This is a genomic window from Burkholderia sp. BKH01 (assembly GCF_025685725.1).
GTDB lineage: Bacteria > Pseudomonadota > Gammaproteobacteria > Burkholderiales > Burkholderiaceae > Burkholderia > Burkholderia pyrrocinia_C.
In genome coordinates, this window is sequence record NZ_JAOTQT010000004.1 from 14,533 (window position 1) to 32,207 (window position 17,675).

6 protein-coding genes are annotated in these 17,675 nt (G+C 67.8%); 5 read left to right on the forward strand and 1 reads right to left on the reverse strand.

The annotated features are described in order from the left end of the window. Positions 1-390 precede the first annotated feature (390 nt). Positions 391-14,046, forward strand: a complete 13,656-nt coding sequence (locus OEJ37_RS07945; protein WP_263343889.1) for an LWXIA domain-containing protein — start codon at positions 391-393, stop codon at positions 14,044-14,046. A gap of 63 nt (positions 14,047-14,109) precedes the next feature. Here the strand turns inward: OEJ37_RS07945 and OEJ37_RS07950 are convergent, their stop codons facing one another. Then, positions 14,110-14,751 (reverse strand): HD domain-containing protein, encoded by a 642-nt coding sequence (locus tag OEJ37_RS07950; protein WP_174419488.1) that lies wholly within the window; start codon positions 14,749-14,751, stop codon positions 14,110-14,112. Positions 14,752-14,924: 173 nt separating this feature from the next. Here OEJ37_RS07950 and OEJ37_RS07955 point away from each other — a divergent pair, with 173 nt between their 5' ends. The 4 genes from OEJ37_RS07955 to OEJ37_RS07970 all read left to right on the forward strand — a co-directional run bounded on the left by OEJ37_RS07955 (position 14,925) and on the right by OEJ37_RS07970 (position 17,573). After that, positions 14,925-15,890, forward strand: coding sequence for a GlxA family transcriptional regulator (locus tag OEJ37_RS07955; protein ID WP_263343891.1), 966 nt, complete (start codon positions 14,925-14,927; stop codon positions 15,888-15,890). 32 nt (positions 15,891-15,922) lie between these two features. Continuing rightward, positions 15,923-16,120, forward strand: a complete 198-nt coding sequence (locus OEJ37_RS07960; protein WP_263343892.1) for a hypothetical protein — start codon at positions 15,923-15,925, stop codon at positions 16,118-16,120. Between the two features lie 106 nt (positions 16,121-16,226). Further along, entirely contained in the window at positions 16,227-16,538 is a 312-nt protein-coding gene (locus OEJ37_RS07965) for a DUF4148 domain-containing protein (protein ID WP_174419491.1), read from the forward strand. 321 nt (positions 16,539-16,859) lie between these two features. After that, complete coding sequence (locus tag OEJ37_RS07970) at positions 16,860-17,573, forward strand: dienelactone hydrolase family protein (RefSeq protein WP_152863335.1); 714 nt, start codon at positions 16,860-16,862, stop codon at positions 17,571-17,573. Positions 17,574-17,675 lie beyond the last annotated feature (102 nt).

A 17,675-nucleotide genomic window follows, 5' to 3' on the forward strand; every position in this document is an offset into this window, starting at 1 on the left:
TTTTGACAGTGGAACGTTGAAGCAACTGCACTGTTCGAGCGCCGGGTCCACGTCACGCGATGGATCGCCGTTGCTTCACGGCCCATTTCGCAACCCTCCCCACCAGAACGAAAGCAACAAGTAAGAATTCGCTGAATGCCTGAAAGGAAGCCGTAACACGCGAAACCAGGCGAATCGCGGCTCCCGCCCCATCGCCGCGCTGTCACCGCATCGTGTCGCGTTCCGGCATGGCCGCTTTCCGTAGCGTTGCCCGGACGAGCCGGCTTCCTGCCGTCATTCGCTACGAATCCTGTCCGTGCCCGCTCCACCCGCTTCCGTACACTCGAACTCGCGCCATGCGGCGCAGGCGGCGTACATCCCGCGTACGGCCGCGCCTGACGGGAGCCTTGCATGCTGTCCATCGACGGAATGGGTCTGGGTTTGAACTGGCAGCGTTTCCTGTCGCAAACGCTGAATCCGGACCTCGCGCCGAAGCCGCCGCAAAATGTGGGCGGCACGTCCAACGACGGCCCGAACAACGGTCCCGCCAACCCGGTCAACCCGACCGCCGCGCCGCCGATCCCCGTGCAGGCGGACCTCGGCACCGATCCGACCAAACCGACCAACGCCGAAATCGGCTCGGCCACCGCGCTGCTGCAGAGCATGGCCGATCAATATCGCGTGGCGCCGCCCGAGATCACCGTCGACAACGACACGACGCGTGCGGTCCAGGGCGTGATCCAGGACGCGCAGACGAAATACGACAACGCGCAGCAGGCACTGCAAGGCGCGCAAGGCGTGCTGCGGATGACGAGCCGCGATCCCGACTCGACGCCCGACGAGCACAAGGCCGCAGTCGACAACTACACGAAAGCGCGCAATGCGGCCGACACCGCGCAACGCGAGCTCGACGTGACGACCGACGCCGGCTACCGCATCCTGTACGGCGAACAGGCGAAGGCCGACCAGTACAGCTCCGACCCGACGAACCAGAACATCGCAGGCCCCGCACAGCAGCAGGCCGACGCGAAACTCGCCGCGCTGCAGAAGCTGTTCCCCGACCAGACGAAGGCGAATCCGAACTTCGTTCCGCAACAGGGCGACTGCAAGACGCCCGACCAGGTCCAGGCGTACGACGACTGGCAGTCGGCGGCGTCGAGCGCGACGGTCGGCCAGGCCAAGTACTGGGCGGACGTCAGCAACGCGAATCTCGCCTATACGCAGTTCCAGTCGTACATGGGCGACCCCGCGTACCAGGACGCGATCGATACCGGCGTCGGCAAGCTGAATGACGCGCTCGCGCCGCTGCAACTGCAGGTCGATCTACCCGACCCGCCCGCGACCGACCAGAACGGCAACGTCGACATGAACGCCGTGCAAGCGAACGTCGCGCAGGCAGCGAAGATCGCGAATTACTCGAACGCGGCCTATGCTGCGTCGCTCGACGCGCAGCAGGTCACGACACTGCAGCAGAAGTACGACGTCGACAGCGCCTGCCTGATCGGTTCGACGCCCGGCGCAGCGAAGGACGACAAGGCCGCGCTCGACCGCGCGACCACGCAGGCGAACACGAGCGGCGGCTACATGCAGATGCTCGGCGCGCAGCTCACGGTCGACGACTTGCAGGCCAAATACGACACGGCGAAAAGCGCGTCCGACGACTGGCATACCGCGAATCCGAAATCGCTGGATCCGCACCCGAAGGTCGACGTCGATCTCGGCAATGCATCCGATGCGCTGGCACAGGCGAAACAGACGGCGAGCCTCGCGCACGACGGATTCGTGGTCGCCTACGGCCAGACGCTCGCGCAGCAGTACGACGACGCCGGCTCGCAGATCGACGCGCAGCTCAAGCCGAAGGTGCCGTTTGTGCTGCAGAACCCGACGCCGACGCTGTCGACGAATCCGCCGCCCTCGACGACGACACCGGCCCCATCGCCGGGACCGTCGCCGTCGTTGAGCACGTCGCTGCCGAGCGCATCGGGTACGCCGAGTACATCGGGTACGCCGGCTCCGTCGACGACGCAGACACCGACGTCGTCATTGAGCACGTCGGCACCGGCCGGCAGCCTGTCGACATCGTTCCCTCCCACGACGCTGTTCACGAATCCGTCGTTCGTGCTGCAACCGCCCGGCTCGAACACGTCCGTGCCGACCACCGCGACCGGCCAGACCGCGCTCGACGCGAAAAAGCTCCACGTCGTCGCGGGCGCGCTGCGCGCAGCCGACGGCCGGCTGTCCAACACGTACAACGACGCAGCCGCGAAATTCCAGCTCGCGAACGCGCAGACGCAGGAAGGCGTGCTGAAGGGCAAGCTCGCGGACATGCAGAAAACCTACGACGACTGGTACGCGCACAACCCGACGCCCGTGCGGCTGCGCATGGTGGACGGCGACGAGATCCCGATGCCGACGCCGCTACGCGCGAATCCGTACCAGGGCGACCTCGACAAGGCGCGCAGCGATCTGCAGCAGGCCGACGCGAACATCAACAAGCTGCAACTGCTGACGGAGATGTCGCATCAGCAGGTGCTGCTCGACCAGTTCGACGCGAGCCTCGCCGAGAACCTGCGCAACCCGCAGAGCCAGGACGACAAGGACGCGTACTCGAAGGCGCTGGACGGCTTCTTCCGCGCGCACCAGGGCGAACTGTCTCAATCGCTGCTCGACCAGGCGGGCGCGAGCACGAACAAGGCCGCGACGATCGATTTCGGCAAGCTGACCGACAACGAGCAGCGCAACCTGATCGGCACCGCGATCGGGCTCGCGCCGGACGTCCAGCCGTCGTCGGACACGGGCTCGCCCACCGCGCCCGTCAACGACGACACGGTGCGCTACACCGACAAGGACAAGCTGGACACGATCAACAAGGTGCGCGGCGAAATCCTGAAGCTCGGCGGCGGCGCCAGCACGCAGGTCAACATCCTGCCGCTGATCTACTCGGACAAGACGGCCGGCATGGTGACGAGCGCGCTCTTCAAGGTCACCGACGGCAAGGGCAACGTCCAGTATGTCGACGACACGTCGGCGAAATACGACAACATCGGCGACTACCTCGACAACAACCAGCTTGCGTCGAGCGGCACGCTCGACCTCGTGACCGGCTACGACGGCAACGGTCACGCGCAGTACCAGCAGAAGGCCGCGCATCACGACGACTGGTTCGACAGCACGCTGAACACGCTGACGGGCGGCAAGGTGAACCTCGGGATGATGGGTCTCGGGCTGCTGATGGAAGGCGCCGGCGTGCTGCTCGACGCAACGGGCGTGGGCGCGTTTGCCGGCGCCGCGCTGAACTTCACGGGCGCGGTCATGATGGACACGGCGATCGGCTCGAGCATGGCGAAATCCGCGATCGATATCGGCTCGCGATGGGACCACAACCAGAGCGTCAATCCGTTCACCGACGCCGGCGCGCGAGGCGACTGGCTCAACCTCGTGCCGATGGGCGCGGCCGGCGCCGCGAAGTTCGCGGGATCGGAAGTGTTCGGCAAGACGATCACGGCACTCACCGGCTCGGCGAAGGCCGCGCGCGTGACCACGGCGATCGTGCGCGGCACGTCGCTCGCCACCGGCGTCGGCGCCGCGAGCGAGAGCTTCGTCGAGGCCGGTTTCGCTTTCGCCGACGGGAACAGCAAGCAGGGCTGGGAAGATCTCAAGTCCGGCTTCACGAACGTCGCGCTGATGGGTGCGGGCGGCGTGAGGGATCGCGTGGTCAATGCGGCGGTGCGCGTCACCGGCAAGCCGGTGATCGCCCGCTCGGCGGGTGGCGACAGGATCTCGATCGACGGCCAGCAACTGCAGAAAATCCTGAGCGCGAAGGAGCCGCCGCAACTCGCGCTTGGCGCGACGCGCGCGTCGCTCGACGGCGTCGACATCAAGGTCGCGAAGGACGGCACGTTGATGGCGGGCGACAAGGTGCTCACCTACGACAACATGCCCGTACGCGTGCTCGACGGGCTCAACAACAAGGACCTGAACAATCTGCCGCGGGGTGCATCGGTGATGCTCGGCGAGAACGGCGAACTGAGCATCGTCAAGCTGACCGGCAAGACCTGGACAGAAGGCACGAAGATCGATTCGATCACGGAGACGGGCGACCGGCTGTCGTTCGGCAGCGACGGCGAAATCGACGCGCCGTCGAAGCTCGTCGCGAAAACACCCACGCAGTGGCAGGACGACCTGCAGCAACAGGCGAACGACAACGCTCCGCCCGCCGACCACGCGCAGAACGCGTCCCCCGCCGACGAAGCCGCGACGCGCGCGTCCGAAGCGAGCAACACAGCCACCGCAACCACTGCGGCAAGCGCACGCAGTGCGCAGCACACGAGCGAAGCACAGGCCACGCGCGACGAGAACCAGCAGGAAACGCGCGCGGCGGATTCGCATGTCGCCGCGCAGAATCGCCGCAGCAGCAACCTGCGCGCGGCGGAAGATCCGGCCGTCGCGCGCTCGCCCGGCGCACCCGGTGCGGGCGCCCTTGAAGAACCGGCCAGCGTTGCACCGCGCATGCCGGTCCGCGTGATCGACCTGACCGACGCCGAACCCGCATCCCGGCCCGCGACGCGCGATCCGGCCGGCGTCTCCGTGCCGCACGGCCCGTCGGCCGAGGCGCTCGACTACGGCGAGCACACGCTCATCATCGTGCGCAACGGCGACGACCACGCGGCGGCACCGCCCGACGCTGCGCAACCTCGCGCGGCGGGCTCGCTGCCCGCCGACGTCGCGGAACCGATCGTCGTCATCGCCGACGCCGCGGACGCGCACGTTGCGCCCGAACTCGCGAACCGCTGGCAGCGCCCGGTGTTCGCGGCCACGCCGGAAGCGCTGCACACGGACGGCACGCTGCGTGCGGATGCGTCGTTGACTCGCTACATGCCTGCGCCCGATGCGCCGGTCACGGGCAGCCGCGTCGTCGGCACGAACGCGCAGGCGCAGCACGCCGACGCGACGGCAGGCGTCGCCGAAGCCGACACGCCCGCGCCGACGCCCGCGAACGACGACACCGTCATCGTGCTCGCGACGACCAAGCGCAGCGCCACCGACCCGGAAAACAATGCCGCCCTGCCGCCGCAACCGCCCGCTCGCGCGGCACGCGCGCTGGACGGCGCATTCAGCGCACCGAACCGCATCCTCGTGCTCGTCAAGCCGGCCGAGCGGCCTGCCTCGCAGGCGGCAAACGAAGAGAGCGACGCGTCCCGCCCAACCCCGACCGGCGACGCGCATGCCGAGGACCACGTGCTCCCGGCCGCCGCGCACCCGGAAATCACCGAAGCGCCGCCGGACCCGTCGCTGGCCGGCCCGGGCCTCTTCACGCGGCTGCAGATGCGCTTCGGCGGCGCACCGCTGCCGGACGCGGTCCATGCGCTCGCGCAGCAATCAGACACGCTCACGCAGCAGTTGCGGATGCTGAGCGACGCCGGCTGGCGCGTGAGTCTCGGCAAGCGCGGCGGCGGCAGCCGGATCGATCCGAAGCGGCGCCGCGTGACGATCGACGGCGGCCTGCGCGATTCGGGCAGCATCACGTACACGCTCGCGCACGAGGCGAAGCACGCCGTCGAGGCGATCGACGGCACGCTGGACTCGCTCGACTACAGCGGCCGCAGCCGCTTCACGCGCAAGGCGCTCGAAGCCGAAGCGCGCGCACAGATCAACGCGTTCGAAGCGCGCTACGAGATCGACCTCGCCGGCGGCGGCGACATCGCGGCGAACACGACGCTGCCCGACGCGCTCCAGCACGAGGCCGACCGCTGGGCGCCGTCGAGCGACTATGCGGGCACGGTCGACCGGCTCGCCGACGCATTCGCCGACGTGCCGGTGTCGGGCCGCCGCGGCGAGACCTACCAGGCCTTCTACGACGGCATCTGGGACAAGCAGAAGCGTCACGGTGGCGCCCCGCGGCGCATGCCCGCGCCGCACACGACGGAATCGGTCAGCGACGGCGGCACGCACCTGCCGCGCACGCTCGAGGAACAGGTGCAGTGGAGCTTCGCGCATGCGGAGCAGATCTCGCCGTTCGCGCAACGCGGGCGCAACGAGCCGCGGCAGATGACGCTCAAGAGCCTGGACGGACGCACGTCGATCGGGCCCGACGAGCCGCTGACGGTCATCCACGGACGAACCGACGCCGCAGGCCATCTGCTCGACGCACACGGCCGCCCCGCGCAGCACGTCGACTATTCGATCGCGAACTTCCTGGCCGGCTCGTCGACCAGCGCCGGCTCCGGACGCGCGCTGGTCTTCGCCGCGGACAACGGGCACGCTGGCGCCGCGTGGCTCGCGAACACCTGGCAGCGTCCGGTCTACGTGCCGGACGGCGGCACGATCCGCAGCCTCAATGCGGTTGCGGGAAATCCGGCCGGCACGAGGGAACAGGTGCAGTTCGGCCATGCGCCAACGTGGACCCGCTATGCGCCATCACCACGCGAGCGGATCGACTATGGCGAACTCGCCGTCGACGAAAACGGCCTCCATGTGGCAGGTGATCCGTCGCGGCGCCTGGACGCGCAAGCGCTGATCGGCCCGTTCCTCGGGGCCGGCATCGAAAAAACCGTGTTCGAGCTCGGCAAGCGCAACGCGATCGGCCTGTACGACATCGATCCCCTGCGGCCGCGCGACAGCCAGATTGACGATCATCACGATGCGCTCAACACGGAACGCAGCGGGCTCGACATGCTGCGCCGCTACGGCATGCGCACGCTGACCATCGACGGCCCGTTCTCGGTCGGCAACCGGATCGCGATCCTGTACCACCCGCTCGCCGAACTCAGCAGCCGGGCCGTCTCGCTCGGCGCGTTGCCGAAGCGCATCACGCACGAATCGATGCGACAACTCGCAGCGATGCACGAGATCGTCGAGCGCGATGGGTTGGTGTTCGATTTCCAGGGTCTGTTCGACGCGCACGGCGAGTTCTATTTCAGCGATCCGTCTACCGTGTTCCGCTCGGACGAGCATGACGATATCGCGTCCACCCTCGAGGAAATCGACAGCGTCATCGATCCGCTCAAACGGGGCATCGCCGAAGGCAGCATCGTCCTCGCCCATCCGGAGACCCGCGAAGTGCTGCCGGACGGCGCGTTCGTCCAGAAGCCTTCCCTCATCACGCGCATCCGGATGTGGTTCGGCGGTGCGCCGCTGCCCGACGCCGCTTATGCGCTCGCCGGTCAGTCGAGCCTGCTCGCCGATCAGATGCGTTTGCTGAAATCGGACGGCTGGCAGATCGTGCTGGGCCGCGCAGGACGCGGCAGCCGCACCGACGTCGACCAGCGCCGGATCGTGATCGACGGCGGGCTGCGCAGCGCAGGCACGCTCGTCTATACGCTCGCGCACGAAGCCGGCCACGCGGCCGACGTGTCGAACGGCCGGCTCGGCCTCGACACCCGCAGCCCCGAAGCGTACGTGCAAAGCACGCTGCTCGCCGAAGCACGCGCGCAGGCGAACGCATTCGCGGTGCGCAAGCAGATTCTCGAAACGACCGGCGTCGACATCGCCGAGCACGCGGTGCTCCCCGACGCGATCGCACGCGAGGCCGACCACGTGATGCCGGGCGACGCAGCAGGACTCGCGCGCCTCGCCGACGCATTCGGCAACGCAGCGGTGTCGGGCCGCAACGGCGAGCGCTACGACACGTTCTACGGCCGCGCCTGGGACCAGCAGCAGTCGGGCAACGCATCGCTGCGCATGCCCGCGCCGCATACGACCGAATCGTCCGGCGGCACGGGCGCGCGGCTGCCGCGCACGCTCGACGAACAGGTGCAGTGGAGCAACGAGCATGCGGATCGCGTGTCGCCGTTTCCCCGGCGCTGGTTCGGCGGCAGCTCGCCGAAGCTGACCTTCTCCCGCAACGGTCCGGTGTCCTATGCGAGCGGCGAACCGCTGACGCTCGTCCACGCGCGAACCGATGCCGGCGGCGGCCTGCTCGACGCACACGGCCGTCCCGCCACGCCGATCGACTACTCGATCGACCATCGCCACGCGTTCGGGCCCGCACAATCGGGCAACCGCCTCGTGCTCGATGGCAGCGACGCACGCGCGGCGCATGGCGCGTGGCTCGCGAACATCTGGCAGCGCACGATCTACGTGCCCGACAGCGGTACGGTTCGCACGATCGGCGAGTCGCACACCGACCGCACGCACCGCATGCAGTTCGGCGGCCCGGGCACATGGACCCGCTACACCCCCTCGCCGCGCGAACGGATCGACCCCGGCGCGCTCGCCGCCGACGCGAACGGCCTGCATGTCGCCGGCGATCCGTCGCGGCGCGTGGATCCCGCCGAACTGCTCGGCCCGTTCCTCGGCGCGGGCACCGCGAAGGCGGTGTTCGAACTCGGCAAGCGCAATGCGATCGGCCTGTTCGAAGCGGGCGGCGACAAGGCACGCACGATGCTCGAGCATGAAACACGCGGGCTCGAACAGTTGAAAGCGCTCGGCATGCGCACGGTCACGGTCGACGGTCCGTTCACGTACCGCGGCCGCATCGCGGTGCTGTACAGCCCGCTCGCCGAGCTCGGCAGCATCGACGTGATGAACGGCGTCCTGCCGAAACGCGTGACGCGCGAATCGATGCGGCAGCTCGCCGCCATGCGCGCGCTGGCCGAACGTCATGGCCTGTCGTTCGACTTCGAAGGCCTGTTCGATGCGCAGGGCAACTTCTATTTCAGCGATCCTTCCGTCCTGATCCGGCACCCGGACCCGGCCGCCAACCGGACGCCCGGGATGATCGATGCCGTCATCGACCCGCTGAAGCGCGGCATCGCCAGCGGCCACGTCGAGCTCGCGCATCCGGCGATCAGCGAAGCGCTGCCGGACGGCGCGTTCGTCCAGAAGCCTTCCCTCATCACGCGCATCCGGATGTGGTTCGGCGGTGCGCCGCTGCCCGACGCCGCTTATGCGCTCGCCGGTCAGTCGAGCCTGCTCGCCGATCAGATGCGGCTGCTGAATCCGGGCCACTGGGAGATCGTGCAAGGCCGCGCGGGCGCCGGCAGCAAGGTCGACGCCGACCAGCGCCGGATCGTGATCGACGGCGGCCTGCGCCATGCCGGCACGATCGTCTACGTGCTCGCGCACGAGATCGGTCACGCGGTCGACGTGGCGACGAACCGGCTCGGCCTCGACACCCGCAACCCCGACGCGTACGTGCAAAGCACGTTGCTTGCCGAAGCCCGCGCGCAGGCCAACGCATTCGCGGTGCGCAAGCAGATCCTCGAAGCGACCGGCATCGACATCGCCGAGCATGCGGTGCTCCCCGACGCGATCGCGCGCGAAGCCGACCATGTGATGCCCGGCGACGAAGCCGGCCTCGCCCGGCTCGCCGACGCATTCGGCAATGTGCCCACGTCGCTGCCCGGCAACCCCGTCTACCGCGCGCTGTACCGTGCGCAGGCCGAGCAGGCCATGCGTGATGGCGAAGCCGGCCGCGCAGGTGCGGCGCCGCGGACGATGCCGTCGATGATGATGGGGCCGGTGCCGGATCCATCTGCCTTCATGCCGGCCGCGCCCGCGCTCACGCCCGAGGCACGCGCGGCCGACTGGCTCGATGCGCACGGCAAGCGCGACCTGAAGCGGATCGACGGGACGCAGTTGGCCGACATCCGCGACCTCGCGCAATACGCGGGGCCCAACGCGCACGTGCTGATCGCGAAGCACCTCGACCGGCCGGCGGACGACGGCACGCATCCGCAACCCGAATTCGTCGCGAGCCTGAAGACCGACGCGTACAGCCAGCCCGGCCAGCCCGAGGCGGCCGATCCCGGCGTCCCCCCCTCGCATGAAGTGCGCGACGCGGTGTATCCGGGCACGCGTCCGCGCAAGCGCAACGACAGCAAGCCGCCGCATGAGGCGCGCGCGGATTTCGACTTCTACCTGTCGCCGGTGTCGCTCGACGAATTGCGGCAATTCGGCGGCGCGGCGAAGGTCGAAGCCATCGACACGAAGCGCGTGTGGGAAGCCGAGCCGTCCGGCGACATGCCCGCGGACGAGGTCGCCAAGCAGATCGACGCCCTCGCCCGCGCGCCCCAGTACAAACGGCCCAAAGCGGCCGCCAAGGCCGCGGAGGCCTTGTCCAACGGCGCGACGATCTTCGCGGTCGACAAGAAGACGGGCAAGGTGCTCGGCTACGCGGAACCCGGACAGGACGGCGGCTGGACTTATCACGAGAAGACCTCGGTCGGCGACGCGTCGATCGGGGCGCAGGATCTCGGCACCGCGTTCCGCCGCCGCGCGCGCGGCCTGCCCGACGGACGGCGCGGCGTCGTGTTCGTCCCGTCCTCGCTGCCGGAATCGGTGGTGTCCCGCTACGGCGGCTTCGAGCCTGCCGAGCGGGCATTGCCGGTCGCCGAGCAGAAACCGCCGCCGCTGAAACTGAGCGACCGCGTGCAACGCCGGCTCGGCAGGATTCAGTCGGCGGGCAAGCCGCCTGCAGGGGCGACGCCACTCGCCCATCGATGGGTCGCGCCGAACCTGCTGCCGAAATCGGCCGACGACGTGCACGACTTCAGCGGCGCGAACACGCTGCATCTGCGGCGCGTGATCGATCTCGGCCAGGTCGGCCCGGAGTACTTCATCTACGTCTACGGCACGGAAGGCGCGCTGATCGACACGCTGCACAAGCCCGACGGCATCCTCGCGACACGCGACCGCACGCTGCAATGGTTCGACGACGCAACGCATTTCAACGATGCGGGCACGCCCGGCATCGATCTCGACAAGACGACGATCGGCGGCGGCCCGGATGGCGCGAACCGGCATTTCCTGGTGACGAAGCTCGACCCGGCCGCGTTCGACGCACGCGCAAAACCAACGCAGCTCGAAGCCTATGTGTTGAAACAGGCGGAACTCGACAAGCAACTGCAGCAAGCCGCCGCGGAATCGTCCGCGCCGTTCGGCGAGCTGGAGAAGCGCATCGCGGCCGAACTGACGGCAGCGACGACCCGGCAGGCCAGAATCGCCAGCGACCCCGCGTCCGGCGCGCCCGCTGCCAGCCCGCCGGCGAAGCCGAAGAAACGCACGCGCAGCAAGACCAAGAACGGCAACCCGAGCGTGCCGGCCGCACCGGCGCCTGCCGGTTCGCCGGCACTCCCCGCCGGCGAACCGTTCAGCATCAAGACCTATCAGCCCGGCCTGTCGAGCGCCACGATCGCCGAATGGATCCTTCGCTTCGGCAAGGCGAAAGTCGACAGCTGGTTCCCCGAGCACGAACGCGTCAAGGCGTTTGCGGGCCGGAGCGGCAAACCGCTCGATCTCGGCACGAAACGGCAGGTCATGATGGCCGACAGCGTGATGATGAAGGCACTCGGCATCCCGTTGCGGCTCGCGCGCGATGTGTCGAGCATGCCATGGCATGGCCCGCTGTCGCGGCCCGATCACGCGGCAAACGTGCTGTCCCGCCATGCGAAGGGCGCGATCACCTATCTGTCGATCGCACGCGCCGCGGACCGGCATGCGCTGCAGGCCTATGCGCGCGCGAAGGCCGAGATCCAGGATCGCATCGCGCTGATGGCGCGCGGCTTCACGCTGCGCGACAACCCCGACGAGATGCTCGCGCTCGTGAAACGCTACGGCGGTGCGATGCCGGTCGTGTCGGTCGCGGTCGATCCGCATTCGCTGGCCGCGGCGCTCGGCAAGAAGCACGACCCGGCGTTCATCCGCCGCGTGCGCGAGCTCGGCAACCTCGACAACGCGCAGTTCGACGAAGCAGGTGCGCGGATCGACATCGACGGCACGGGGCGCCGGCTCGAACTCGACGACCTCGACCACCTGTTCAAATGGCTCGACGCGGCATCCGATGGCGGCTTCGTGCTGCGCCTCGAAACCGCGCCGTCGCGCGCGCTCGTGTCGGCCGAAGACCAGCGCACGCTCGCCGGCACCAACGATGCATACCACGACTACGTGCGCACGTTCGACGCGCTCGAAACGTGGGCTCGCCAGAACACCGGCAAGGACGCGCCGCACGTGATGGTGACGTTCCACGGCTGGGATGCCGTGCTCGAACCGGTGCCGGGCGACGGCCATCTGAAACTCGTCGAGGCCGTGCTGGACCGCGAGGAACTCGACTGGGTTCACCTCGGGCTGTCGTATGCAACGCACGGCTCGGACTTCATCGCGAACCAGGACCTGACCGCCGCACTCGCCCGCAAACTCGTCGAGTACGAACTGCGCGCGCCCGACAAGCTCGCTCGCCTGCACGGCGCCGACGCGCTCACGCGCGTGTTCGAACGTGTCGGCACGCAAACGCTCGCGAATCAGCACCAGGTGCTGTTCGCCGAAGTCGAACGCGTCGGCCTCGCAAACGGGATGACACCCGAGCGGCTCGCGCAGCTGCGCACCAAACTGTACGAAGGCAATACCACTGCGCTCATGGACCGCGCGCGGCAGGCGACGATTACCTATGCGAAGGAGAACTACTGGAATACCAACGCTGCCGCCAACCGGGCCGAATTTCGCGCACGCGACGCCGGCAACCGCTGGTTGAGTGAATACGGCAAGCCGGACACCGAACCCATGCAGCTCGAAATCGCCGCGCACGCGAATGCGTCGAGCACCGCTTTCTGGCGCGCCGTGGCGGCCGACCCGAAGCTCGCCATCGACGACACCAAACCCGTCATCGTGAACCGCGACATCGCCGCGCAACCGAGCCATCAGCGCGGCGACCCGCAGAAAGCCGCGCTCGCGCAGCTCAACGCGCTGCGCGTCCACCGGCCGTCGTTCGGCAAACGCGACTGGATGTGGTCGCTGGGTTTCGGCGGCACGGTGGCCGGTGCAAGCTCGCTGGTTGCGCTGAACGTGTTCAACGGCATGAACATGATGAGCTCGGACGCGCTGAGCCACGCGAACACCGCGCTCTTCGTCGGCGCGCGTGCCGGCCGCGTGTTCGGCGCGATGCACCAGGGCGCGGTGCAGAGCCTGCAGAGCGGCGATCCGCGCGCGGTGCACGACGTGCTCGACCGCCTGCAGCGTTCGCTCGCGCAGCAGCTGAGCGCATCGGTGCACGGCTACAATCCGGCGCGGCTCGAACAGCTCGACCTGCTGACGAACGAGACCCGCGTAAAGGCGAGCCACTTCGTCGAAATGCACCGGCAAGGGCTCATCGGTTTCGACGATGCGGCCGCGCAGATCAAGGAACTGTCGGCCGACCTGCTGGCGAACATGCAGGGGATGGTCGGCGGCACGTCGCTCACGCAGCTGCACCACGGCAATTCCCGCCGACTGCTAGGCCTCGTCGGGCGCGGCAGCGCGATCGTCGGCTATTCGGGGACGATCGCCGTCGGCGTGCACGGGCTGATGACCTCGCCGACGGTCGCGGGCGCGCTGACGACCGCGAGCGCGGCGCTCGCCGCGACATATTCGGGCCTCGTCTATGCAGTGAGCGCGCATCGCGTGAACGCGGACAAGCGCAGCCGCGTCGTGCGCCTGATCGATTCGACGTCGGATTTCGTCGGCGTGGCGAGCGGCATCGCCGGCACGATCGCGCAATACGACAAGGGCCATTACGGACTCGCGGCGACAGCCGCAACGTCGACGGCGATCCTGCTTGGCGCGCGCGTGAACACCCATTTCCCGAACGCGACGCGCTGGGTCAAGAAATACCCGACCGCGCTGATCCTCGTGCCGATCGGAATCTGGGGCTTCACACAGTTGCAGAGCCTGTTCTTCGGATCGCCTTCGAGCGGATCGGGGTCGTCGACGCACAAGCCGAAGCCGACGCCATCGTCGCCGTCGCATCAGCCGCAGACCGGCGGCACGCCGACGACCGGGCTCGCGCCGGGCGCCACTGCGACGCAGCCGCCCGGCACCGGCACGACGGGCAGCACCGCGCCTGCGCAGCCCTCCGCGCCGCCGTCGCCGGCCGCGCAACCATACATCGTCGTCGCGGGGGATTCGCTCTGGGTGATCGCCGACGCGCATCGCCAGTCGCTGCTCGACGCGGCGCATGTGTCGCCGGACGATCAGAAGACGATGACACGCGACCAGCAGGATGCACGCGCACTGAACGAGATCCTGCAACTCAATCCGGGCATGGCGTCGGCGCCGAACGTGCTGCACGTCGGGCAGTCGATCAATATCGGCTGATGCGTCGCCGGTCGCCCGGGCCCGGCGACGGGCATCGACGAACGCTCCGGCGAACGACAGCGGTCAGCCGGCCCATGCGGACGAGCGGATCACGCTGCAGAAGTTGCCCGTGTGGAAATGCGGGTCCTTGTCCGCGATTACGTCGGCCTTCACGTTGCCGAACGTGGTATCCGGCTTGTGCTTGATCCCGTCGTAGAACGCCTGGATGATGTCCTCCTTGAAATGCGGCGTGCGCGGATGCGCACGGACGACGGCCTCGCGATCGACGTCGCTGTATTCCGGATACGTCAGGCCCAGTACGTCCATCTCGACACCCGCGGTGACGAGCGCGATCACCGGATGCATGTGCTGCGGGATGCCCGGCGTGGTATGCAGCGCGATCGAGGTCCACACGACGTCGATATCCTGCTGCGAGATGCCCTTGCTTTTCAGGAAATCGCGGGCGGCGTTGGCACCGTCCACTTCGAAGCGCTCGCACGCGCTGCTGTGCTGGTGCGTGAGCCCCATGTCGTGGAACATGCAGCCGCAGTAGAGCAGCTCGGGATCGTATTCGAGCCCGCGGCGCCGGCCCGCCAGCGCCGCGAAATAGAAGACGCGGCTGGAGTGGTGGAACAGCAACTCCGATTCGGTATCGCGCACCAGCTCGGTGATCTCGCGAGCCAGTTGGCTATCGGGAAGGGTGATGCCGGCAACGTTCACAGTCATGATCGACCTCCATTGAAGACACCCCCGATTCTCCGGGGCCCGATAGCTGTCTTCAATAGACGTACTACGTCAAATCCGGCCATTTCGCGCGACGAACGGACACGGTGCCTGCGCGGCCAAAGGGGCACCCCTATACTGCTACGCATCACGTTCGACACAACACGCAACCGATCATGCCGATGGTCATGGGAATTTTCGCCGTACCGGGCGTTCAGCTACTCGATGTCTCCGCGCCGCTCGACGTCTTCGCGCAAGCGAACGCCGAATACGGGAAGCCGTTCTACACGTTGCGGATCATCGCAAGCGAGTCCGGTCCGATCCGCTGTTCATCCGGCGCGCGGTTGCTGCCCGACTGGATCGTTCCCGACATCCCGGAGCGCATCGACACGCTGCTGGTCGCCGGCGCGCCGAGCGCCGGCCAGATCACGCTGCGCACCGACGTCCTCGCGTGGCTTCGATCGGCGGCCGTGCAAAGCAAGCGTTACGGCTCGATCTGCACCGGTGCGTTCATCCTCGCGGCCACCGGCCTGCTGAAAGGGCGTCACCTGACGACGCACTGGGCCGCCGCCGACGCACTCGCCGAAGCCTATCCGTCGCTCGCCGTCGATGCGGACGCGCTGTACGTGCGCGACGGCAAGCTGCGCACCGGCGCCGGCGTCACGGCCGGGCTCGATCTCGCGCTGGCGCTGGTCGAGGAGGATCTCGGCCGCGAGATCGCGCGGCGCGTCGCCGCGCAACTGGTCATGTTCTTCAAGCGCCCGGGCGGGCAACTCCAGTTCAGCCGCAAGGGCGAGGCGCGCCCCGCCGGACGTTCGGTGCTGCAGGAAGTCCAGCGCTGGATCGCGGCAAATCCGGAACTCGAGCATTCGGTGGCCGACATGGCACAACATGCGGGGATGAGCCCGCGCCACTTCGCGCGGCTGTTCCGCACGGAAGTCGGCATGACGCCGGCTGCGTGGGTCGAAGCGACCCGCATCTCGGCGGCCCGCCACTTGCTCGAGAACGGTCACGACACGCCGAAACAGGTCGCCGCGAAATGCGGCTTCGCGAATGTCGATACGCTCAGGCGGTCGTTCGCGCGGCACGTCGGGATCACGCCGGCCGAATACCGGAAGCGGCAGGCGGTTCTGGCAGAGTGATGCGGAAGTCCATACGCGATGCGGCATGATCGATGCCGGCCATCTCGTTCAAATACTTCGGAATGCGATTCAATTGGTCGTTGCGCGACCACCAGCCGATCGACCACATCGAGACCCGAATGGCTGCGCCTGACGCTTCCATGCAGCGCGAGCCGACTGACCGTCCGGCGCCCCTCAATCATCAGACGAAAAACACCGATCCACGCGGATCGTTTACCCAGTTGCAATAATGATTCACTGGAACGCGTATTTCCGACCGGTAACGCGATCGCTACGATGCAATCAACCGCTGAACGCAACAAGCGAAGCGCGAAATCAACGAAACCGGAGGTCATCATGAAGTCGTTCATCTACGCTGTCGTCGCCGCAACCGCCCTGTCCGCCTCGTACGGCGCATTCGCACAGTCAAACCCGTCGGGCCAGCTGACGCGTGCCCAGGTGCGCGCGGAACTCGTCCAGCTCGAACAGGCCGGCTACAAGCCCGAAGTCTCCGATCAGTACTACCCGCGCGCGCTGCAGACGGCACAGGCCCGCGTAATGAGCACCGATGAAACCGGCTACGGCGCACAATCCGCCGCCGGCGTGCGTGCCGGCCGCGCGATCGCGGTCAAGCAGGACGGCCGCGACTCCGTGTATTTCGGCCAGTAAGCCAAACGCATACGCGCGAATTCCGATCCGCGCGCCACAAACGAGACACCCCACTCCCGTTCATCGGGGGCGGGGTGTTCGCTTTTCGGTGATCCGCTCCATGCCCCGATCGCAACCGTCGATCAATGCACCGCCGCCGATCGCGCATCGCGCGGTGCCGTTCACGCAGGCAGCCGGCGTTTGCGCATAGAATGGCCGCGTGGTCGGTGTCGGCCGAAACGAACGCGAGCGGAACCACGACGTCCGGCATGCCCGATCGTCACCGCGCCCGCCGGTCGGCCGATGCGGCACTCATCGCATTTTTCGAAAAGGAGCGGTTTCATGTCACAAGCATCCGGTTCCATGATCACGTTTCGCCGCCCGGACGGCCAGGAACTGCAGGGCTATCTCGCCAGGCCGGAAAAGACCGAAGGCGCGCCCGCGGTCGTCGTCATCCAGGAATGGTGGGGGCTGAACGACCAGATTCGCGGCGTCGCGGATCGCCTCGCGCGCTGCGGCTATTTCGCGCTCGTGCCCGACCTGTATCGCGGCAAGTCGACCGTCGAGGAAGAAGAGGCACACCACCTGATGACCGGCCTCGATTTCGGCGATGCCGCATCGCAAGACATTCCCGGCGCCGTCACGTACCTGAAGACGCTGGCTCCGCGCGTCGCGGTGACGGGCTTCTGCATGGGCGGTGCGCTGACGCTGCTGTCGCTGCAGTTCGCCGACGCGGACGCGGGCGTCACGTGGTACGGCTTCCCCCCGCTCGACTACCTCGATCCGGCGAAGCTCAAGGTGCCGCTGATGGGCCACTGGGCCACGCAGGATGCATTCTTCGCGATCGACCAGGTCGACGCGCTGGAAAAGAAGCTGACCGATGCGAAAGTCGGTGTCGAATTCCATCGTTATCTCGCGCATCACGGATTCGCGAACGAAACGGCCGTCGGACCCGGCCGCATCTCCGGCACACAGTTCGATCCGGTGTGGTCGCAAATCGCATGGGATCGCACGCTTACGTTCTTCGGCCGCACGCTCTGGGCAAAGCCGCAGTAATACGCGATCGACGCGCTCGCGCCAAGCCGGCGCAAAGAGAAACGCCACGGACTTTCATCCGTGGCGTATTTGTTTGCCGGGTACCGTCGAGCAGCGCGGTGG